Origin of the sequence: Rhodococcus sp. NPDC059968, assembly GCF_042738615.1 — a bacterium.
Taxonomy (GTDB): Bacteria; Actinomycetota; Actinomycetes; order Mycobacteriales; family Mycobacteriaceae; genus Rhodococcus_F.
Window position 1 is genome coordinate 69,793 of sequence record NZ_JBHWUE010000039.1, and the last position, 20,239, is coordinate 90,031.

Annotated in this window: 19 protein-coding genes; 14 read left to right on the top strand and 5 right to left on the bottom strand. The window is 65.6% G+C overall.

The window, feature by feature from the left end; genetic code table 11:
• The first annotated feature begins 28 nt into the window (after positions 1-28).
• From ACFWAY_RS27725 to ACFWAY_RS27765, 9 genes are all read left to right on the top strand, one after another.
• Positions 29-1,075, top strand: coding sequence for an amidohydrolase family protein (locus tag ACFWAY_RS27725; RefSeq protein WP_378512893.1), 1,047 nt, complete (start codon positions 29-31; stop codon positions 1,073-1,075).
• Positions 1,072-1,815: an iron-sulfur cluster assembly protein gene (locus ACFWAY_RS27730; protein ID WP_378512894.1), complete on the top strand. Its 744-nt coding sequence runs from the start codon at positions 1,072-1,074 to the stop codon at positions 1,813-1,815. Before ACFWAY_RS27725 ends, ACFWAY_RS27730 begins: the two co-directional genes overlap by 4 nt.
• The gene (locus ACFWAY_RS27735) at positions 1,812-2,837 is read left to right on the top strand and encodes an NAD(P)-dependent alcohol dehydrogenase (protein ID WP_378512895.1); all 1,026 of its coding nucleotides are present in this window, start codon (positions 1,812-1,814) and stop codon (positions 2,835-2,837) included. Before ACFWAY_RS27730 ends, ACFWAY_RS27735 begins: the two co-directional genes overlap by 4 nt.
• 42 nt (positions 2,838-2,879) lie before the next feature.
• Positions 2,880-4,529, top strand: coding sequence for a chaperonin GroEL (groL, locus tag ACFWAY_RS27740; RefSeq protein WP_378512896.1), 1,650 nt, complete (start codon positions 2,880-2,882; stop codon positions 4,527-4,529).
• Between the two features lie 97 nt (positions 4,530-4,626).
• Positions 4,627-4,953, top strand: a complete 327-nt coding sequence (locus ACFWAY_RS27745) for a putative quinol monooxygenase (protein ID WP_378512897.1) — start codon at positions 4,627-4,629, stop codon at positions 4,951-4,953.
• A gap of 50 nt (positions 4,954-5,003) precedes the next feature.
• Positions 5,004-6,374: an FAD-binding oxidoreductase gene (locus ACFWAY_RS27750; RefSeq protein ID WP_378512898.1), complete on the top strand. Its 1,371-nt coding sequence runs from the start codon at positions 5,004-5,006 to the stop codon at positions 6,372-6,374.
• Positions 6,371-6,691: a hypothetical protein gene (locus tag ACFWAY_RS27755; RefSeq protein WP_378512899.1), complete on the top strand. Its 321-nt coding sequence runs from the start codon at positions 6,371-6,373 to the stop codon at positions 6,689-6,691. The genes ACFWAY_RS27750 and ACFWAY_RS27755 overlap by 4 nt, the downstream gene beginning before the upstream one ends.
• A gap of 102 nt (positions 6,692-6,793) precedes the next feature.
• Entirely contained in the window at positions 6,794-8,542 is a 1,749-nt protein-coding gene (locus ACFWAY_RS27760) for a sigma-54-dependent Fis family transcriptional regulator (RefSeq protein ID WP_378457985.1), read from the top strand.
• Between the two features lie 158 nt (positions 8,543-8,700).
• On the top strand, positions 8,701-8,946 hold the full coding sequence (locus tag ACFWAY_RS27765; RefSeq protein ID WP_378512900.1) for a hypothetical protein: 246 nt from the start codon (positions 8,701-8,703) through the stop codon (positions 8,944-8,946).
• Between the two features lie 370 nt (positions 8,947-9,316).
• Here the strand turns inward: ACFWAY_RS27765 and ACFWAY_RS27770 are convergent, their stop codons facing one another.
• A complete protein-coding gene (locus ACFWAY_RS27770) occupies positions 9,317-9,613 on the bottom strand; it encodes an antibiotic biosynthesis monooxygenase family protein (RefSeq protein WP_378457964.1) in 297 nt (98 codons plus the stop codon).
• Between the two features lie 168 nt (positions 9,614-9,781).
• Here ACFWAY_RS27770 and ACFWAY_RS27775 point away from each other — a divergent pair, with 168 nt between their 5' ends.
• The gene (locus ACFWAY_RS27775) at positions 9,782-10,390 is read left to right on the top strand and encodes a hypothetical protein (RefSeq protein ID WP_378512908.1); all 609 of its coding nucleotides are present in this window, start codon (positions 9,782-9,784) and stop codon (positions 10,388-10,390) included.
• 12 nt (positions 10,391-10,402) lie between these two features.
• On the opposite strand, the gene ACFWAY_RS27780 is transcribed toward ACFWAY_RS27775, so the two are convergent.
• Positions 10,403-11,335 carry an NAD(P)H-binding protein gene (locus ACFWAY_RS27780; RefSeq protein ID WP_378512901.1) on the bottom strand — a complete coding sequence of 311 codons (933 nt, stop codon included), beginning with the start codon at positions 11,333-11,335 and terminating at the stop codon, positions 10,403-10,405.
• Positions 11,336-11,519: 184 nt separating this feature from the next.
• Positions 11,520-11,723, bottom strand: a complete 204-nt coding sequence (locus tag ACFWAY_RS27785; RefSeq protein WP_378457962.1) for a hypothetical protein — start codon at positions 11,721-11,723, stop codon at positions 11,520-11,522.
• Between the two features lie 20 nt (positions 11,724-11,743).
• Here ACFWAY_RS27785 and ACFWAY_RS27790 point away from each other — a divergent pair, with 20 nt between their 5' ends.
• Positions 11,744-11,995, top strand: a complete 252-nt coding sequence (locus tag ACFWAY_RS27790; protein WP_378512902.1) for a hypothetical protein — start codon at positions 11,744-11,746, stop codon at positions 11,993-11,995.
• Between the two features lie 7 nt (positions 11,996-12,002).
• Here ACFWAY_RS27790 and ACFWAY_RS27795 read toward each other — a convergent pair whose 3' ends face one another.
• Entirely contained in the window at positions 12,003-12,290 is a 288-nt protein-coding gene (locus tag ACFWAY_RS27795) for a hypothetical protein (protein WP_378457960.1), read from the bottom strand.
• A 360-nt stretch (positions 12,291-12,650) separates the two neighbouring features.
• Positions 12,651-16,166: a protein kinase gene (locus tag ACFWAY_RS27800; protein ID WP_378457959.1), complete on the bottom strand. Its 3,516-nt coding sequence runs from the start codon at positions 16,164-16,166 to the stop codon at positions 12,651-12,653.
• Positions 16,167-16,579: 413 nt separating this feature from the next.
• On the opposite strand from ACFWAY_RS27800, the gene ACFWAY_RS27805 reads away from it, so the two are divergent.
• The 3 genes from ACFWAY_RS27805 (at position 16,580) to ACFWAY_RS27815 (ending at position 20,085) form a co-directional block, all read left to right on the top strand.
• Positions 16,580-16,714 carry a hypothetical protein gene (locus ACFWAY_RS27805; RefSeq protein ID WP_378457958.1) on the top strand — a complete coding sequence of 45 codons (135 nt, stop codon included), beginning with the start codon at positions 16,580-16,582 and terminating at the stop codon, positions 16,712-16,714.
• Between the two features lie 972 nt (positions 16,715-17,686).
• Positions 17,687-19,156 (top strand): nitrate/nitrite transporter, encoded by a 1,470-nt coding sequence (locus ACFWAY_RS27810; RefSeq protein ID WP_378512903.1) that lies wholly within the window; start codon positions 17,687-17,689, stop codon positions 19,154-19,156.
• A gap of 263 nt (positions 19,157-19,419) precedes the next feature.
• Entirely contained in the window at positions 19,420-20,085 is a 666-nt protein-coding gene (locus tag ACFWAY_RS27815) for a hypothetical protein (RefSeq protein ID WP_378512904.1), read from the top strand.
• Positions 20,086-20,239: the final 154 nt, after the last annotated feature.

The window sequence follows — 20,239 nt, forward strand, 5'->3', positions numbered from 1 at the left end:
CCCATCGATTGAAACCGGAGCATCCAACATGTATGAGAAGAACGGCGAGAAGTATTTCATCGTGGACGGCCACGTACACGTCTGGGACGCCCGCGAGTCGAACCAGAAGAATGTGCACGGAAAGCAGTTCATCGATTGCTTCTACGACTATCACAAGAACCTCAGCCCCGAAGAGGTCGTGTGGGACTACGACACCTACACGTATTACGGCAGCGAACGCTTCGAGCGTGACATCTTCGTGGAGGGCTACGTCGACCACGCGATCTTCCAGGCCACCTTGCTCAGCGACTTCTACCACAATGGATTCGGGCGAACCGACGAAGCACTCGCCCTGGTCGCCAAGCACCCCGGCAAGCTCACCTACAACCACGCCTACGACCCGCGCCACGAGGAGGCCGGGCTCGAACAGCTCCGCAAGGATGCCGACCGGATGAACCTGCAGGGCGTCAAGCTCTACACCGCCGAATGGCACGGCGACTCCCGCGGCTACAAACTCGACGACCCGTGGTCGCGGCGCTACCTCGAAGAGTGCATCGAGTTGGGGATCAAGAACATTCACGTCCACAAGGGTCCGACGATCCGTCCCCTCGACCGCGATGCCTTCGACGTCTCCGACGTCGACAAGGTCGCCACCGACTACCTGGACCTTCGATTCGTCGTCGAGCACGTGGGACTGCCGCGGCTCGAGGACTTCTGCTGGATCGCCACCCAGGAGTCGAACGTGTACGGCGGCCTGGCGGTTGCCCTTCCGTTCATCCATACCCGGCCCCGCTACTTCGCCCAGATCATCGGCGAGTTGCTCTACTGGATCGGCGAGGACAAGATCCTGTTCGGCAGCGACTACGCGCTGTGGACCCCGAAGTGGCTGATCGAGAAGTTCGTCGACTTCCAGATCCCCGAGGACATGCAGGGCGAGTACGCCCCGATCACCGCCCTGCAGAAGAAGAAGATCCTCGGCCTCAACGCGGCGGCGCTGTACGACATCGACGTTCCCGCAAACCTGCATCTCGCCGAGCCGGCCGGGCAGGAAGGTGTGGAGGTCGCTGCCGGGGCGCGGGAGACCGTGTCGTCATGACCGCCGCTCTTGTCTGCATCGAACAGGAGGTCCTGATGGCCCTGTCGACGGTTACCGACCCGGAACTGGACGAGCCGATCACCGATCTCGGGTTCGTCCGGTCGGTCGCCCTCGACGACGACGGGGTCACCGTGCACCTGCGGCTGCCCACCGCGTTCTGTTCGCCGAACTTCGCCTACCTCATGGCCTCCGATGCCCTCGACGCCCTGCGCCTGGTCGAGGAGATCGGTGAGGTGCGGGTGCTGCTGGACGACCATCACGACAGCGACAAGATCAACGCCGGTCTCGCGGCGGACGCCGGATACGTCGGGACGTTCGGCTCCGAGGCGGAGGAGAGTCTGCACGAACTGCGCCGAACGTTCCGGTCCAAGGCGCACGCCGCGGCGATGGAGCGGTGCGTCGAGGCGCACCTGAAGACCACCGATGTGGGTGTCAACGAGATCTACCGGCTCACCCTCAGCGACCTCGCTCCCGGAAAGGCCAAGGCCGCGTTGCTGCGTCGACGGATCGGCATCGGGTTGAGCATCTGCCCGGCCAGCCGGGTGTTCGTCGACGACGACGGCAAGCGCATACCCCCGGAGTCGGTGCCGATGCGGCTGCGCTTCGCCAAGTCGGTGCGCATCTCGATGGAAGGCAACGCGCACTTCTGCCGCGGCCTGCTTGCTACCCGCTACGCCGACAGCGAATCCGTCGGCGCCACACCGCGAATCACCAACCTCAGAACCAGGAGCCCGCGATGAAGGCCGTGCAAGTGGTGGGTTACCACACCAAGCTGCAGCTCAACGACATTCCCGCACCCACGATCGAGGGCCCCCTCGATGTGATCGTGCGCATCGGCGGCGCGGGTGTGTGCCGCACCGACCTGCACATCCTCGAAGGGCAGTGGGAGGCGAAGTCGGGTGTCGCGCTGCCGTACACGATCGGGCACGAGAACGCCGGCTGGGTCCACGCGGTAGGCGACGCCGTCACCAACGTCGCGGTCGGCGACAAGGTGATCCTGCACCCGCTCATCACGTGCGGACTGTGCCGGGCGTGCCGTTTCGGTGACGACGTCCACTGCCAGAACAGCACATTCCCCGGCATCGACGTCAACGGCGGGTACGCCGAATATCTGCGCACCACCGCACGCAGCGTGGTCCGGATCGACGACTCGCTCGAACCGGCCGACGTCGCCGCCCTCGCCGACGCAGGCCTGACGGCGTACCACGCCGTTGCCAAGGCCGCGAAGACGACTCGGCCCGGAGACGTGTGCGTGGTGATCGGGGCCGGCGGACTCGGCCACATCGGCATCCAGGTCCTGAAGGCCATCTCCGGTGTCACCGTGGTCGTGCTCGACCGTAACCCCGCGGCCGTCGAACTCGCCGTGAAGATCGGCGCCGACCACGGCATCGTCGCCGACGGCACCCACCCCCAGCAGGTGCTCGACCTGACGGGCGGACACGGCGCCGAAGCCGTCGTCGACTTCGTCGGCGAGGGCGGCGCGACCCGGGAAGGAATCGGGATGCTGCGCCGCGCCGGGAACTACTACGTCGTCGGCTACGGCGAGAACATCGACGTCCCGACCATCGATGTGATCTCTACCGAGATCAACTTCATCGGCAATCTCGTCGGCTCCTACAACGACCTCCAGGAGCTCATGACCCTTGCCGCCCAGGGCAAGGTCACCTTGCACACCACCCGGTACCGGCTCGAGGACTTCCAGCAAGCACTCGACGATCTCGATGCCGGCCGGGTGCGCGGCCGAGCGATTCTCGTCCCGTAACACCCCGCATCCTCCGCTCGAAGCACGAAAGGAACATCAGCCATGGCCAAAGAGCTGCGGTACAACACGGACGCCCGAGCACGGCTCGAGCAGGGCGTCAACGCCCTCGCCGACGCGGTCAAGGTGACCCTCGGCCCCAAGGGGCGCAACGCGGTGCTCGAAAAGCTCACCGGACCACCGACGATCACCAACGACGGCGTGACCATCGCCCGCGAGATCCAGCTCCGCGAACCCTTCGCCAACATGGGTGCCCAGCTGGTCAAGGAAGTGGCGATGAAAACCAACGGTGTGGTCGGCGACGGCACCACCACCGCAACGGTGCTCGCCCAGGCGATGGTCCGCGAGGGGCTGCGGTCCGTCGACGCCGGCGCCAACCCCATGCGGGTGCGCCGCGGCATCGAACGGGCCGTCTCCGCGGTCGTCGACTCCCTCCGCGAGCAGGCATCCCAGATCGGGGGTCAGAGCGACCTGCAGCGGATCGCGACGCTCGCCGCCAGCGACGACGAAGTGATCGGGCACGCCATCTCTAAGGCCGTCGACTACGTCGGCAAGTCCGGGGTCGTCACCACCGAGGAGAGCGACACCCTCGGGCTGTCGGTCGACATCGTCGACGGCATCGAGTTCGACCACGGCTACATCTCCGGCTACATGGTCACCGACCCGGAGCGGATGGAGGCGGTGCACACCAATCCGCTGATTCTGCTGACCAACAAGAAGATCACCCAGGTCCAAGACATCATGCCGAGCATCGAGGTGGCCAAACGCGCCGACCGGTCCCTGGTGGTGCTGGCCGAGGAAGTCGATGGGCCGGCCCTGCAACTGCTCGTCGGCGGCAACATGCACAAGACGATGCAGTCGGTGGTCGTCCGGGCCCCCGGTTTCGGGCACCGCCGCGTCGCCGAGCTCGAAGACCTCGCGGTGGCACTGGGTGGGCACGTGATCGCCAAGGACACCGGCATCGAACTGTCCGAAATCAGTGTCGAGCATCTCGGTTCGTGTGATCGCATCACCGTGACCGAGAACGAGACCACGATCGTCGGCGGGCACGGGGACCAGCGCCTGCTCGACGCCCGCATCGCCCAGCTCGAATCCCAGCACGAACGCGCCAAGATCGAGGCGGACCAGGAAAGCCTCGAACTGCGCATCGCCCGGCTCACCGGGCGGGTTGCCGTCATCCGCGTCGGCGGCGCGACCAGCGTCGAGCTCAAGGAGCGGATGTTGCGCGTCGAGGACGCGCTGGCCGCCACCCGCGCCGCCGTGGAAGCGGGGATCGTCTCCGGCGGTGGTACCGCGCTGGCGCAGTCGCATCGGGCATTGGCCGATCTCGACCTGGCCGGCGACGAGGCCATCGGGTGTGACGTCGTGCGCCGCGCCCTCGCCGAACCGCTGCGCTGGATTGCGATCAACGCCGGATTCGACGGCGACGACGTCGTCGAGGTGGTCGCCGGTTTGCCGCTCGGGCACGGGTTCAACGCGCTCACCGGTGAATACGGGGACATGTTCGACGACGGGGTGATCGATCCGTTCAAGGTCACCCGCGCCGCGCTCGAAAGCGCGGCCTCGATCGCGGCACTTCTGATCACCACCGAGACCGCTGTCGTGGAAGAGGTGCTGGGCAATCCCGGTGCCATCATGGCACCCGGCTTCGGCGATCTCGCCGAAGGCATGGTTCGCCCGTCGAACATCTACTAGAGCAGCCAGTGGGTCACCGCCTCGACGGTCCTGCGAGGCGGTGACCCACTCCCCCGTTCCGGCGGCGAGGCATTCGTCCGAAAGAAAGTGAGTCATCGTGATTTTCATCGTCGTGAAGTTCAAGGTCCTCGACAAGTACCGGAACGACTGGTTACTCGTCACCAAGGAGTTCACCGACGCGACCCGATCCGAGCCTGGCAATCTCTGGTTCGAATGGCATCGCAGCGCAGGCGATCCCGCCGAGTTCGTGCTGATCGAGGCGTTCCGGGACGGGCAGGCAGGCTCCGACCACGTCGCCGCCGACCACTTCCGGAAGGGATTGGACGCGATGCGCCCGACGCTGAGCGAGACACCGCGCATCCTCCACACCGACCTGCCCGGCACCGACTGGTCCCGCATGGGCGAACTGGAGATCAACCGGTAACCCGGTGCGGTGCACAACCTGACGGAATACAACACTGTGGAAGGACAAGCATGACCGTGGTGACGACCGGCCCCGTCGCGGGTCTGCTCGCGGCACTGGGCGATGCCGTGGTGACCGACAGCGACACCATGATCGCCTACACCCGCGACCAGTCGTTGCTCTCCCCCTCCGGACATCCGATCGCGGTGGTCCGCGCCCGGACCACCGACCACGTCGTGACAACCCTGAAAACCGCCCACCGGTACGGCATTCCGGTCGTCACGAGAGGGGCGGGCACCGGACTCGCCGGCGGGGCCAACGCGATCGACGGCTGCATCGTGCTCAGCACCGAGAAACTCGACCGCATCCTCACCATCGACGAACAGTCCCGCACCGCCACGGTCGAGCCGGGAGTGATCAACGGTGACCTCGCTGCCGCGGCCGCGGAGCGCGGACTCTGGTACGTCCCCGACCCCGGCAGTCGCGCCGTCTCCACGATCGGGGGAAACCTCGCGACCAATGCCGGCGGAGCATGTTGCGCGAAATACGGGGTCACCGGCGACCACGTCGCCCGGATCAAGGCGGTGCTCGCCGACGGCCGGATCATCCACACCGGCGCCGCCACCCGCAAGAATGTCGCCGGATTGAACCTGACCCAACTGCTGGTCGGGTCCGAGGGCACCCTGGCCGTCATCGTCGAGGCGACCATGCGGCTGCGTCGAACACCGGCGCGCACGGCCACCGTCGTCGCCGCCTTCGCCGAGCCCGTCCAGGCGGTCGACGCGGTGATGGCGATTCAGGCGGTGGCCGACCCGAGCCTGGTAGAACTCATGGACCGCACCACCATCTCGGCCGTCAACGACATGACCCGCATGGGTCTCGACGAGACGGCCGGCGCGCTGCTGTTGATCCAGTGCGACGGCGACGCTGCCGCGGCGGAAGCGCAGCGCAGCGCGGACGCGTGCCGTGCTGCCGCGGCCACCGAGCTGTACGTGAGCAGCGACCCCTCCGAAGGTGACGCCCTCATGCAGGCCCGCAGGGTGGCGCTGACCGCCCTCGAGCGCCGCGGCAGCACTCTGCTCGACGACCTGGCCGTGCCGGTGCCCCGGCTACCGCACATGCTCGACGCCATTACCCGCATCGCCGACCGCCACCAACTGCTCATCGGCACCTTCGGGCACGCCGCCGACGGCAACGTCCACCCCACGATCGTGTTCGACGGTGCAGATCCGGACGCCACCGATCGGGCTTACCAGGCCTTCGACGAGATGGTGAAGCGATGCTTGGCTCTGGGCGGATCGATCACCGGCGAGCATGGCGTCGGCGACCTCAAACGCCCCTACCTCGAATCCATGATCGGTTCGGTGGAGAGGTCCCTGATGGCAGGAATCAAGGCAGCGTTCGACCCCACCGGGATTCTCAATCCGGGGCGTGCGATATGACACCCACGAATCCACATGTCCGATCGAAGCGGGACGACGACGTCGTCCTGGAGTTCGGCAACCGGTGGGCAGTGTTCGGCGGCGGCAGCGCCGAAGACATCTTCGTCACGTTCGGGTGGACCGAGGCGCAGTACTTCGAACGCCTGCAGGTCCCGGCCGGGCGTCGTTTCCCGCCCCTCGACGACACCCTCCGGCAACGTCTTCTCGCCGTGTGCGCCGAGCGGCTACAGCGAATCGCTCATCCCCCTTCCCCTGCGTCGAAAGGCCACGTCGATGACAGTGAATCCCGGCCGACGCCGCGGCCGTCCCCGCGCTGATCCCGGTCCTCCGCCACCCCGTCTCATATTGAGACCCGTCTCACATCGAGACGACGTACTCTCAACTACGTGAGAGGCGGAGAATCGGGGCGTAAATACAGCATGACCAGCAAGGATCTACAGAAGGCGCGAGAGCTGTTCCTCGCCGACAACGACCTCGACAGCTCCGTTCGCCAACCCATCTCGTACTCGTGGCAGCGATCGAAGTCGCTCAAGGTGCGCCCGGATCAGCTCGACCTCCCGTTCGTACGAGAGCCGAATCTGGACTGCCCTCTCGTGGCTGCAGCCGAACCCGTCTTGCGGCAACTCGCGGACGGACTGGTCGACGAACCAGTGAGCGTCATCCTGACCTCGGCTGACGGAGTGATCTTGACCAGGATCACCGCCAGTCAACGACTCAATCGCACACTCGACGACGTCCAACTGATACCTGGTTACAGCTACTCGGAAGAATTCGTCGGCACCAACGGCATCGGCACCACTCTCGAAACCCGTCAGCCCACCCTGGTGACGGGCGCCGAGCACTACGCCGACTGTCTCGGGCAACTGGCATGCGCCGGTGTCCCCATCACCCATCCGATGTCCGGCGCCCTCGTCGGTGCACTCGATCTCACCGGCTGGGTAGAGGACGGGGGCCCACTCTTGGCCACTCTCGCCAAATCCGCCACGGCTCAGATCGAAGGGCGCCTCCTGGCACAGGCCAGTGCGGACCAGACCGCGTTACTGAACGCCTATCTGAAGGCCTGTCGGCGGTCACCACAAACGGGAGTGTTGGCGCTCGGAGACGATGTCGTTCTCGTCAACCGAAAACTACGCGTGGCACTGGATGCCCAGGATCAGGGTGCGTTGCTCGAACACGCCGTCGACCTGAGCGGCGTGCCCGCCACCCAACGACACATCGTCGCCCTGCCCAGCGGACAGACGGCCCGACTGTCCTCGGTCGAGGACTTCGGGCTGGGGGCACGGAGGCAGATGGCCTTGTTCTACGTACATCTGCTGGAGATCCCCACATCGGGATCCCCTGCTCTGGAGAGCATCCGCGTTCTGCCCGGAATCACCGGTAGCAGCGCGTCCTGGCGCCGCAGTTGCCAGCAAATCGCTCGCTGCGCGCGCGAACAACAGTGGGTCACCGTCTCCGGCGAAGCCGGAAGCGGCCGCGGATCAGCCCTCAAAGCTGTTGCCATCGAACATATTCCCATCCGCACACGGATCTTCACGGTGGCCGAACTCGCGGGCGACAGCGCCGCCCTGCCGGCACTCGAACAGGAACTCGCACAAGACCGATTCAGCGTCATCCTGCGCGACATCGACCTCCTTACCGAGTCACAGCAGCGGATTGTCGCCGACCTCATTCAAGGACGCGAGCACGCCGGATGGATCGGCGCGACCATCGGCGGAACCGATCACAACACCGATCTCGACACGCTGCTCCTTCCCCACTTCAGCCATACCGTCACCATGCCTGCGCTGCGTCATCGCATCGACGATCTTCACAGCTTGGTACCGCATCTGCTGAGACAACTCGGTCGCGGCGCAGACTTGTCTCTGTCGCCCGCGGCGATGCGCCAACTCTGCAAGTACAGCTGGCCCGGCAACGTCACCGAGCTCCGGCAGGTTCTGCACGACGTGGTCCAGCGTCAGCGCTCCGGTGTCGTCGAGGTCGAGCAGCTTCCCCCGATGTGCCGAGCTCTGAGCCGACACACACTCACCCAGATCGAGGCCCTCGAACGCGACGCCATCGTGCGAAGCCTCGAAGAGAACCACGGCAACAAGAAGGCCGCGGCAACAGCTCTCGGCATCTCACGGGCCACCATCTACCGCAAGATCAAGGAATTCGGCATCGACATCTGACGTCGTCCGCGCCACCAGTGTCAGGAAATGAGACACGCGTCACACCGTAGCCGGTGGAACATGAGGTCAGACAGAGAATCCCACGCGGATCAGCAACTCGTTGAGGGCCAACCGTTTCGAGTACGGGTACGTGACCGGGACCGACGTGAGGACGACCCATGACTACGAAGCCGCTCGGCGTGGATACCCATTCGACATCCCCCTGCAGCACCACCTCCCGGGTGTGGTTGGTCGCCGCGCTGGCGCACACCCGCGAACCCGCCGACCGTCCCGCGGTACGTGACGATCTGATGCGGACCTGGGTTCCGGAGCCGGGCAGCGGATACCGCACCCGCGACGGGCGTCGCCGGGCGACCTGGGCGCAATTGCACTCCCGGTTCGATCTCGTCGAGGTGACCCCATGACTACCTCCTGCGCAATCCGGCCCGCCCCCGGCTGCCGCTCGTCAGCGGTGGGACGGTCCCGTGCGACCACGCTGGGTGATCGCCTGGCCAGGGAAGACGCCGCTGAGGATGCGCGGCGCTTGTCCCCCGACGACCGGACGACGTGCCCGCTGCACCGACGGTGGATTCACCAATGCGTCGCGTCGCCGACACACGTCAACGCCGTCACGCGACACAGGTGGTGCCGCCAGTGCGCCGTCCCGCTCACCGTCACTGTCGACGAAATCGCACAGACCGTCACGATGGTGTGCCCGTCCTGCGGAGACGGCGGCAGCCCCGCCACCACCAGACTGGTGTCCGCATGTTGTGCCAGCCTCGGCGAGGCGTCCAATCACACTTCGCGGACAGGCTCGTAGTGCTCTACGAGCGGGAAGGGATCGTAGAAATGGTGCAGCAGGTCCTTCCACTGCTGGTACCGGCTCGACTGACGAAAGCCTTCGGTGTGGTCTTCGAGTTTTTCCCACTCGACCAGCAGGAGATAGACATTCGGTCGCTCGAGGCCGCGTGACAATCGCAGTCGCAGGAATCCGGGCACAGACGAAATGATCGACTCGGCCTGCCCGAATGCAGATTCGAATTCCTCGACCCTTGCGGGTGCCACGGACAGCAGTGCGTGTTCCAAGATCATCGGCACAGTATGCGACGACCCCAGGTCGTGGCTGCGAGCGACGTGATCGCCTCTCCAACGCGTAGCGCAGATAGAGGCGATGCGCAGTGACGCGACGGGAATGCACCGCGTGGGATTCCGTCGCACAATCGAAGGAGAAGAAACCGCAATCCTGCCGGAGGTCGGATGATGCGTCGGGAGGAACTGGCACCGGTACCCACGCCGATCCGGTGGTGGCGGCTCGGGCCGTGGAGCCGCAACCGCCTGATGCGCCCAGGCGACCGCTACGAGGCCGTCCTCGTGCTGCTCGCCGCGACGCTGATGCTGCTGCTGATCCCGTGCGCCGCCGCATTCGGAACGGCGACCCACACCCGATTGGAACAACAATCCCAGGCACTGCGCTCCGGCGTGCACCAAGTGCCCGCAGTCCTGCTCGAGGACACCCACCCAGCACCCGACACCCCCGACGACGCACTTCGACCCAGCCACAACCAGGACAGTGCCCGAGCCCGCTGGTCGACGCCCAGCGGGGACCACACCGCCGTGGTACCCACCGGCGCGCACGCGAGGGCGGGGCAGACCATCACCATCAGCGTCGGCGCCGACGGCAACCTCACCGGCCCCATCCGAAGTAACCGGGAAGACACGGTGGTGGCCGTGACCGCCGCATGCGGGGTATGGGCGCTCGGATCCGGCGGCATCGTCGTCGTCCCGGCACTCCTACACGCGGTGTTGGCCCGGACCCGGATGCGGCAATGGGCGTACGAGTGGACTCGGTTCGACGCACCGCCGCGATGACCCCGACCCCCACTACCCGTCGGCGGCCGGCCTCGAGAACAGCTCGCGGTGTGCGGCGATGTATTGCTCGACCGACTGCGCGGGCTGCCCGGTCACGTCCTCGACGTCGGTCGTCAGCCGGTTGTAGCGATCGTCGCGGTGCAGTGTGGCGACCGTGAGGAGGTGTTGCACGGTGTGCGACGAAATGCCGGGGACCGCGCCCATCAGGTCCACGAAGTTGTCGTAGGGCAGATCGGATCCCGTTACCGGCCGACCCAAGCCACGGGTGTACTGCTCGGCGAGGCCGTCGATGTCCAGGACGGCGGGGCCGGTCAGCTCATAGACCCGCCCGACACGGCCTGCTGGATCCTGAAGAATGGCGGCGATGACGCGGGCCACGTCGGTGGCGGCTACGGGCGAGGTCCTGCCGGTACCGAACGGCAGGGCCAAGACGCCCCGTTCGGCGACCGAACGGCTCGCCACGACGGTGAACAGCGGATTGTCCAGGAAGACCGTGGGTCTGACATGGACGACGGGCAGACCGGACCAGTTCATGATGCGCTCGGCGAGCCAGTGCAGCCGTTGATGCCGGGACTCGTCGGTGCTGGTCGACGTCATCTGCGACACCGTCATCTGCGACATGTTCACCAACGCCTCGAGATCGCCCCGCTCGTCGGCAATCGCGCAGACGACAGCGGCGGCCTCCAGATAGTCCGCGGAGACACTCATGTTGAAGAACATCCGCCTCACGCCCGCCAACGCCGCAGCGACGTCGCCAGGGCGGGTCAGATCGCCCACGACAATTTCTGCCCCCAGGTCCCGTAGGGCGTCGGCGCGGCCGTCATCGCGATGAACCATCGCCCGCACGGGCTCACCACTCCGCAGCAGCAGCTCTGCTACCAGCCGGCTGATGCTGCTGTAACCACCGCCCACACCGGTCATCAGGAACGGCGCCCGGTCACTCATGACCGAATCTCGCTGTTCACGTTGCACAGGAGCCACAACTGTCCTGCTGATATAGAAATGCGCGCTACAGCCATCGTGAACCTCCTGGTTCTACCGGCCGGGCAACAAACAGAAAGATGTGCGCCTGCGCACGCACACCGGCGTCGACCTGGACTTCTACGACGTTACGACAGGACGGCGCGCGTCAGCCACCCCAAGATTGAGACACGGCTTCGTCGGACGGCTCGAGGGCACTAGCGGCCGTCTCGGATGAGCAGTTCAGCCAGGTCATGGCGTCCTTCAAGAACACGGCACCCTCAGCGGACTCGTGCAGACCGAACCCGGTGAACCGCTCGGCCGCGGGCCTGGAGATCTGCCGGCAGATCGCGCCCTGGTTCTCCGCAAGCACCGAAACTCCGATGAGAAGCCGTGCGCAGCTTCGGCCACGTGGTGGACGCCTTGCGGATCGAGAACGTAATCACCGGCGGGTCAAAGGAAATTTCGACGGCGAGGGATGTCGCGACGATGCCCACGGGCTCGCCGTCCATCATCGCGCACAGAGCACCGACCGACGCGATCTACCGCCGGAACACCTCGCTCGAGCCGGCCGACGCCGACGCCGGCGCCGGCGCCGGCGCGTGGATACCGAAGCCGAACTCGGACTCGATCTCCATCGTCTGAGGGGCGGTCATCGTGCCGTCACCCCGTCGACGTGCGCGCCGGCTTCGATCGGAAGCAACGGTGCCTTCAGTTGCATCCAGTCGGACAGTATCTCGTCGAGCGAGTCGGTCTTCGGGGTTTCGATATAGAGGCTCTCGGTCGGCACACTGGAGCCGAGCTCCGCCCCCTGCTCGGGCGGTTTCAAATCACGCGCCGGACGAAAATATCGCCTCACCGGCGTGATACGCGACGCCGCGTTGCCGTGGTTGCCGACAGACGATCCCCGTTCACCGACCTCGGGCACCGCTGTCGGCACGCACGTCGCCACCTCGACGGCAAATCGATGTGCGCGTTCACCTCCGACGCCGCAGATTCCGCGGGAGGAGCGGTCCGGGCCGAGTACGGTTGCGCGGCTACATCACGACCAGACTTCGGCTCTTGCTTCTTGACGGCTGGATTACCAACACTATTCGAGGTTCCTAGGAGCACCCATGCGAAAGGTCACTGAAAATACCGACACATCAGTAGAATACGGAACGGCTATCGCATACCAACATAATTCAGAACGCGGCGATGGGACACTGTTGGGGGTTGTTCACACACCGCCACACTGCTGTTCGATCTCAGCATGTCTGAACTGCAGAAACGCTTAACTTCGTGGCATTGGGTCCGAGCACTACCCGCCCGCCGACACGTCCGCGGCCAATACCGACGACAAGAACTCCTGCGAGATCGCCGGCCAACGTGACGGCCGGCGCTGTTGCGTCTGAATGTCCCGCAACCGCGCAACAAGTTGCATCATTGGCGGTCCCTCGTCACACAGAAGCCTGATCACGCCCAGACCCGAGCACTGCGCGGCCAGGGGTACCAGCGCATCCAAGGCCGCCTGCTCATCACCGGCGACGAGAACCGACACGACGTGCAGCAGTCGCGCTCGCAGCAGAGCACGGGGACGCTCATGGGTCGCTATTCGCTCTACCAGGGCCGCTGCCCTCGTACGGGCACGGAGCGCGCTCGGCAGCGACTTCTCTGCCATCAGTCGCCGGATCGCCGAATCCTCCTCGAGTTCTGCTGTCACCTCGACGATCCCGTCCACCCGATCCGGCGCAGGTGCGGGAGTGTCCGGGTCGCCCTCGGCCAGGTGCTGCGCGGGATCGGCGGCGGAGAGCCCCAACCTCGTCCGCTCGTTGCCGATACGGGCGGCCAGCCTCGGCAGCGCCAACTCGGCGGCGATCTGTGCACCGTCGTCCAGCCGCTGGGCGGCCGCTGTGATATCTCCCCGGATGGCCTTGATCCGGGATCCGGTGCCGAACGTGACGAGCATGAAATCGACGACACCGCCCTCCGAGCCGAGTTGATAGCTTTCGTCCAGCAGTCGCTCGGCCTCGTCCAGCTCGCCGCGCTCGTAGAGCAGATCCCCCAGCATCGCGCTTGCGAGCCTCGTGGAATACGAGTGGTGACCTCCCGCCTCACGCGCGAGACCGTAGGCCAACCGAAAGTACCGCTCGGCCTCGTCCACGCGCAGCATCTCGTTTGCCGCGATCCCGGAAAAGCAGTGCCCGTACACCCCAGTGAACGGCCCAGTTGTGCGCGCGTGGAAGGGCGTCCCCCATTCCTGCCACCGCTGTGCGGCGTCGAAGTCGAAGCGGTGGATCGCCTCGTAGGACGCGACGTTGGACGCGGCGGCGAGGACGAACGGGCGCAGGGTCTTCTGCCGGTCAGTGCAGTCCGACACCAACTCGGTCAGCCCGTCGATGCGGTCCCCGAAGAGGTCCGCGACTCCCCTCACCAGTGCGGCGTCGACCCGCAGGTCGGCCGTAGTGGTGTCGGCGGCGGGTAGGTCGGCGATGCAGGCATCTAGAGATCGGAGTGATTCCTCCACGATGGTGTGGTCATGGTGGAGCAGTACGTGCGCCCAGGCGAGGGCGAGCTGCAGGTGTGGGCGATCGGCGGCCAGTACCCGGGGAACCTTGTCGATCAGGCCCAGTACCGACGCGAGCTGCGAGTGCTCGATCAGCGCCAGTCCTCGTGCGTCGACGAGGTCGGCCGCGAGTTCCCGCTCCCCGGCGGCCAGTGCCTGACCGACGGCCTCGCTCAGCAGATCGTGCGCGGCGAACCACTGCGACGCCGTGCGGTGCAGTTCGGCGATGCGCGCGGGATGATCGCGCTGCATGCGACGACGCAGGAAATCGGCGAACAAGTGGTGATACCGAAACCACTCTCGCTCGTCGTCGAGTGCACGGAGGAACAGATCGCGTTCCTCGATTTGTTCGAGTAGCGCTTGGCCGTCGTCGACGCGTGCGAGCACGGCCGCGAGATCACCGCAGAGCCGTTCAGTGACCGATGTCGCCAGCATGAAGTCGAGGAGGTCGGGTTCGAGGGCGCTGAGAACGTTCTCGGCGAGGTACTCGCCGATGCCTCGGTGTCGGCCCGATAGGTGGCTGATGAATTCGGCTGGATCGTCGCGCCCTCGCAGAGACAGCGACGCCAACTGCAAGGCCGCGACCCACCCCTCGGTGGAGTCCCTGAGGTTGGAGATCTCGTCCTGTTCGAGGGTCAGTCCGCACATATCGACGAGGAACGCCCGGGATTCGTCGAGGTCGAACCGGAGGGCAGCGGCGTCGATCTCGACGAGTTCATCACGGACCCGCATGCGGCTGAGTGGCAATCCCGACTGACTGCGGCTGGTGACCAGCACCTGCAAATGGTGGCACCCATGATCGAGAAGGAATCCCATCGCGGCGATCGTCGCGGCATCGGTCGCTCTGTGCCAGTCGTCGATGACGACAGTCAGCAGCTCGCCGCGCTCGTGAATCTCGTTGATGAGGGTCGTGAGCACGTACCGGTCGGCCTGGTTGCCGTGTTCCTCGAGAATCTGGCCGAGTTCCGCGGCAAGATCGGGTCGGACGGTGCGGATCGACTCCGTCAGGTGTGCGAGGAACCAGACGACGTTGTTGTCGTCCGAGTCGATGCTCAGCCACGCGACCGCAACACCGGAATTGATCAGGGTGTCGCGCCACTGTGCGGCCAGTGTGCTCTTTCCGAACCCTGCAGGGGCGTGGATCAAGATCAATCGCCGGCGACTGGCGTCACGTAACTGTCCGGCGAGTCTACTGCGTGGCACAAGTGCCCGCGTGGGTGTCGGCGGCCGGTACTTCGTCGACGCGCTCGGCGGTTGTAACGACGACCCGACGGCCTCAGGGAGCGAAGCGGCGTGTGTCTGAGTTGGCACATAGCTGACTGTGCCGGTGGCACGGTCTTGAATCGATCGAACAGGTGTTCGGTCGGTTTGAGTTGATATCGCCATCTCGTCGACAACCAGATCGTGACTGCGTTCGACCTCGCGGAATAAATTTCCGAACTCCGCTGCGGTGCATGGACGAGCGCCTGGATCCCGAGCCATCGCGGTCTCGATCGCTGCGCGAACGTCGGCTGGGAAGCCGGCGGACGGCAAACGCGGTGCTGGTTCGGCGGTAATGCGCAGGAATTGGGCAACGATCTGTTCACCGGACCGGCGCTCGAAGGCCGCATGCCCGGTGATGAGAGAGAACAGGGTTGCGCCGAGCCCATAGATATCGGATGCAACGCTGGGAGACTCGCCGGAAAGCACTTCCGGGGCCGTGTATGCCGGTGAACCGGTGAGCGCGCCGGAGTCCGTCTCGAAGCCACCTTGAATACGTGCAATACCAAAATCGGAGAGCTGCGGCTCCCCGTAGTCGGTCAGCAATATGTTGGCCGGCTTGACATCGCGATGGAGGATCCCCGCGCGATGTACGGTCTCGAGCGCTCCCGAAAGCTTCACCGCGATTCGGATTGCCGACTCCCACCCCGTCGGACCGTCGCGCCGGATTGCAACCTCCAGTGAGTCACACTGGTGGTACTGCATGACGATGAAGGGAAGGCCACTCTGAGTCGCCCCGATTCGCAGCACATTGACGATGTTTGGGTGCCCCGAGAGCTGACCCATTGCGCGCTGCTCACGCAGAAACCGCGCTCGACTCTCCTCATCGAGCCCCGAACCCAGCACCTTAACGGCGACGACCCGGTCGAGCGATGGCTCCCGACACCGGAACACCACCCCGAACCCGCCGTGGCCGATCATCTCCACTTCCCCGAAGCCCTCGGCTCCGAGTTCAGCCTTGATCGTCGGGACCGCACCGCCGATGGGAGCAAAACCATCCGCCCCTACCATCGGTCGCTCACCCCTGGGCCTGGCAGGCGGAGTCTGCGCCCTTGGTCCATCCCGCATCACCGATTTCCCACTCTTCTACCAGACGAGCGCCAGTCGACTGGCGGCTGCAAACGCTCCTCGCCCCAAAGCCTACTCGGTTGGAATCCGCGAGTAATCGGTCACGGCACATGGTTCCGCTGTTCCACGGGAGCGAGTCTGTTCGGGCCGGCTGATGAGCCGTACGGGTGCCCGTCACCAGGAGGGAAGCGATTGAGAGCTGTTGGGCACCGCACCGCGCACCTGGCCGATCAGTACCCTCGAGATCAAGGCTCGCATCGAGGCCAGGTTCCCCGACGACGGACCCCGGCCCACCCATTGAACCCAACCCACCGCTCGCCCGACACCGACACGGGGCACTCGTGAGGACCTCGAATATGAATACCAACGTCGCACTGCTGATGGGATTGCTCGCCGGAAGCCTCGGCGGCACCGCGGCCCTCCAGACCTTCCTCGGACGAACCGGTGGCAAACACCGCACACGAGGTGCACCCTTCCACCCGAACGGGTAATCACCGCGGCGATCGCCTGCCAGTGCACGGCGCGGGCGGGTCGACGCACCAGCGGATCGGCTACGGCGTAGCTGCGAGACAAAAGTACCGGGCGAATTATCTTTCCACACAAGCATATACGATTTCCGCGCGACACTGGCCGCCCTTCTCACTTCCCCAGCATGGCCCAGTGCCCCGCCTGCGGACGATGATCCGGGCAGCTTGAGCGTCCCCCGCCCCTCACACCCGCCGCCGACATAACCGATGTCAGTGAGCGGCCGACCTCAGTTCGGGCTGGCGCGGGCCACCGGAGACGGCGAATCGAGTCATCGCGGAGCAATCGCGGCGATACGCGTTCGCAACGCCTCGTGACGAATCCTATTCCACAGCTTGACATCAGAGCTGTCCCTGGTGCCTGAAACCACGTCCTATTATCCGCGCGTCTGTCCGCCTCGGGCCGCCGGCCCGATGTCGAGTCACGCCGGCTCAGTTCTGCTGTTGGGCACGGCCGCGAAGGACTGATCGCGGGACTGTCGAGCGCTGCCGATCCGTGGCACAGGCCCCGAACCAGGCGTTGATCGGCAACATCCTGCCCGACCTTGCTACAACGCTCGCCCTCGGAGGGGCATGCCTGGTCGACCTTGCCCCACCCCGGGCCATCCTGAAGCGTTCGGGCATATCGCCGTCGGTCCCGCACTGCCTCCCATGATCACCACCCGGGCCCGCCGCCGACGCCCACCAGGGGATCGCGACGATCGACACCGCTCGCGCTGCGAAGGAAGACCGCACCGTCTCCGTCGGAGAACATGTCCCCGACCAGGGCATATGCATGTGTAGAGCCTGTTGCCCCATGGTCACGGTGTTGTTTCGGGGTGCTGTCTTCGGTGCAGGTGCCCGGGTGAGCGAAGTGTAAGCGCACCGACATCACACGCCATCGAGCGGACATATTCCGCCCCTATGGTTCTGCGAATCTTCAACCTCAGGAGCTAAGCCGTGACAACACTATCTCAGCGACCTTCGAACTCAACGCCTGCCCCCGTATCGGTCGGGCATCGGATCGACAACTGGGACCCCGAGGACGTGACCGCCTGGGAGGCGGGCGGGAAGAACATCGCCCGCCGGAACCTCGTCGGCTCCATCCTGGCCGAGCACATCGGGTTTTCGGTGTGGTCGGTGTGGTCGGTGATGGTGCTGTTCATGCCCGCCGCGGTCTACCACATCGATGCCGCCGGAAAGTTCTTCCTCGTCGCCGCACCCACCCTGGTCGGCGCCGTGCTTCGCCTGCCCTACACCTTCGCCACCACCACGTTCGGTGGCCGCAACTGGACCATCATCAGCGCACTGGCCCTGGCGGTGCCGATGACCTTGACCCTGTACTTCATCTCGCGGCCCGAGACCTCCTACACCACGTTCATGATCGTCGCCGCGTTCGCCGGACTCGGCGGCGGGAACTTCGCGTCCTCGATGACCAACATCAACGCGTTCTACCCGCAACGACTCAAGGGCTGGGCCCTGGGGTTGAACGCGGGCGGCGGGAACATCGGCGTTCCGGCCATCCAGTTGATCGGCCTGCTCGTGATCGCCACCTGGGGCAACCGCAGCCCGCAGATCGTCTGCGCGGTGTACCTGGTGTTCATCGGCATCGCCGCCGTCATCGCAGCCCTCTCCATGGACAACCTCACCGACCAGAAGACCGGCGCACGATCGCTGATCGATGTGCTCAAATTCCGCGACTCCTGGATCATCTCGTTCCTCTACATCGGAACATTCGGATCGTTCATCGGATTCAGCTTCGCCTTCGGCCAGATCCTGCAGCTCAACTTCCTCGCCGGACTGACCAACGGCGCTCCGGCAACCGCCGCAATGCAGGCCACCGCCGCCCTGCACGCCGCCCAGATTGCGTTCATCGGACCGCTTCTCGGGTCGCTGTCCCGCCCACTCGGTGGACGCCTCGCCGACAAGATCGGTGGCGGCAAGATCACCCTCTACAGCTTCGTGGCGATGATGGCAGCCGCCGGTATCCTCGTCGTCGCCGGCACCGTCGACGACGCCACCCCCGGGGCCGCGAACACGACCATCATGACCGCCTACGTCGTCGGATTCATCCTGCTGTTCGTCATCTCGGGCATCGGCAACGGGTCCGTCTACAAGATGATCCCGGCAATCTTCGCGGCGAAAGCCGCAACACCGCACCCCGACGACGCCCCCTCCGCCGCCGCGTGGTCACGCACCATGTCCGGGGCACTGATCGGCATCGCCGGCGCCGTCGGTGCACTCGGCGGAGTCGGAATCAACCTCGTCCTGCGCGCGTCCTACCTCGGGGTACACAAGTCGGCCACCACAGCATTCTGGGTGTTCGCCGCGTTCTACATCGTGTGCGCGGGGGTTACCTGGGCCGTGTACCTGCGACGACCGACCGCATCAACACCCTCACCGGCCGGCACCCTCACACCTGCACTCTGAACAACAACCAACGGAACGGTACGGAAACGTACGGAAACGTACGGAAACGTACGGAAACGCCGATCAAACCCGCGGAACCCCGTACAGCAGAACACCATCCCCGCCTTGGCTACTGCACGGCCGGTGTGCGGGTCAACACCCCCACGACAGCGATTCAGCGTGCTCGGCGCCGCGTCGTCCGACGCTGCCGTCATCCGCTGGACAAGTCAAGTACTGCAGGGACCGTTCGGTCCCCGACCCAATATCGAGAAGGATCTACGAACATGAGAATGTCCAAACTGATGGCCGTCGCTGCCATGACCATCGCGTCGATGGGAATCGTCGCCGGCACCGCCCACGCGGAACCCGCACCGGCCCCGGTCGCCGGGGTTGGGTGGAACCTCACCCGCAACGGTGATCAGGTCATCATCGACACCACGGCCGGGTCACTGAGCAACGAGAACAACCACCTGATCATCCGCGACGCCAGCGGCGTCACCGTCGAATCGGTGCCACTGTCGATCGCTATCGACGGCTTCGCGCACCCCGTAGCCGCACAGATCAACGGCCGCACCGCAACCCTGACCACCGACACCAGCCCGGCCGCCGCCACCCCGGTCGCCCTTCCGTTGCGGCAGGTCGACCTGCCGGCCGCAACCGCCGGAGTCAAGGACAACATCACCCTGACGGCGGCCGTCGGCGGCTTCCTCGGCGCGGCAACCGGTTTGGTCGGTGGTTGCCTCCTCGGCGCCGTGGCCGGGGCCGTGATCTCCGCACCAGCAGCACTACTGTTCGGCGCCGGCCCGCTGGCCGGATGCATCGGCGGCGCACTACTGGTCGGCGCGGGCGCCTCCCTCGCCGGCACCGCAATCGGCGGCCTCGGCGCGATGGCAGCCAACGCTGATCCGTTCATCACGCTACTGAACGCACCCCCGGCCCCGAAGAAGTAACACGGCACGCAGCGCCATCGACTCGATAAGCTCCTGTGAGTGCGGCCCGCGCTGGCGGGCCGCACCGCGGACGCTCGCGTCGCAGATGCCGATTCGTATCCTCGCAGTATGTCGGGCGAATGAACACCACTGGAGCAGGCGTCGCACACCCTGC

Coding starts and splice junctions, on each gene's coding strand:
- ACFWAY_RS27725 (WP_378512893.1), top strand. CDS start 29: ATGTATGAGAAGAACGGCGAGAAGTATTTCATCGTGGACGGCCACGTA.
- ACFWAY_RS27730 (WP_378512894.1), top strand. CDS start 1,072: ATGACCGCCGCTCTTGTCTGCATCGAACAGGAGGTCCTGATGGCCCTG.
- ACFWAY_RS27735 (WP_378512895.1), top strand. CDS start 1,812: ATGAAGGCCGTGCAAGTGGTGGGTTACCACACCAAGCTGCAGCTCAAC.
- groL (WP_378512896.1), top strand. CDS start 2,880: ATGGCCAAAGAGCTGCGGTACAACACGGACGCCCGAGCACGGCTCGAG.
- ACFWAY_RS27750 (WP_378512898.1), top strand. CDS start 5,004: ATGACCGTGGTGACGACCGGCCCCGTCGCGGGTCTGCTCGCGGCACTG.
- ACFWAY_RS27755 (WP_378512899.1), top strand. CDS start 6,371: ATGACACCCACGAATCCACATGTCCGATCGAAGCGGGACGACGACGTC.
- ACFWAY_RS27760 (WP_378457985.1), top strand. CDS start 6,794: ATGACCAGCAAGGATCTACAGAAGGCGCGAGAGCTGTTCCTCGCCGAC.
- ACFWAY_RS27765 (WP_378512900.1), top strand. CDS start 8,701: ATGACTACGAAGCCGCTCGGCGTGGATACCCATTCGACATCCCCCTGC.
- ACFWAY_RS27770 (WP_378457964.1), bottom strand. CDS start 9,613: ATGATCTTGGAACACGCACTGCTGTCCGTGGCACCCGCAAGGGTCGAG.
- ACFWAY_RS27775 (WP_378512908.1), top strand. CDS start 9,782: ATGCGTCGGGAGGAACTGGCACCGGTACCCACGCCGATCCGGTGGTGG.
- ACFWAY_RS27780 (WP_378512901.1), bottom strand. CDS start 11,335: ATGAGTGACCGGGCGCCGTTCCTGATGACCGGTGTGGGCGGTGGTTAC.
- ACFWAY_RS27800 (WP_378457959.1), bottom strand. CDS start 16,166: ATGGTAGGGGCGGATGGTTTTGCTCCCATCGGCGGTGCGGTCCCGACG.
- ACFWAY_RS27805 (WP_378457958.1), top strand. CDS start 16,580: ATGAATACCAACGTCGCACTGCTGATGGGATTGCTCGCCGGAAGCCTC.
- ACFWAY_RS27815 (WP_378512904.1), top strand. CDS start 19,420: ATGAGAATGTCCAAACTGATGGCCGTCGCTGCCATGACCATCGCGTCG.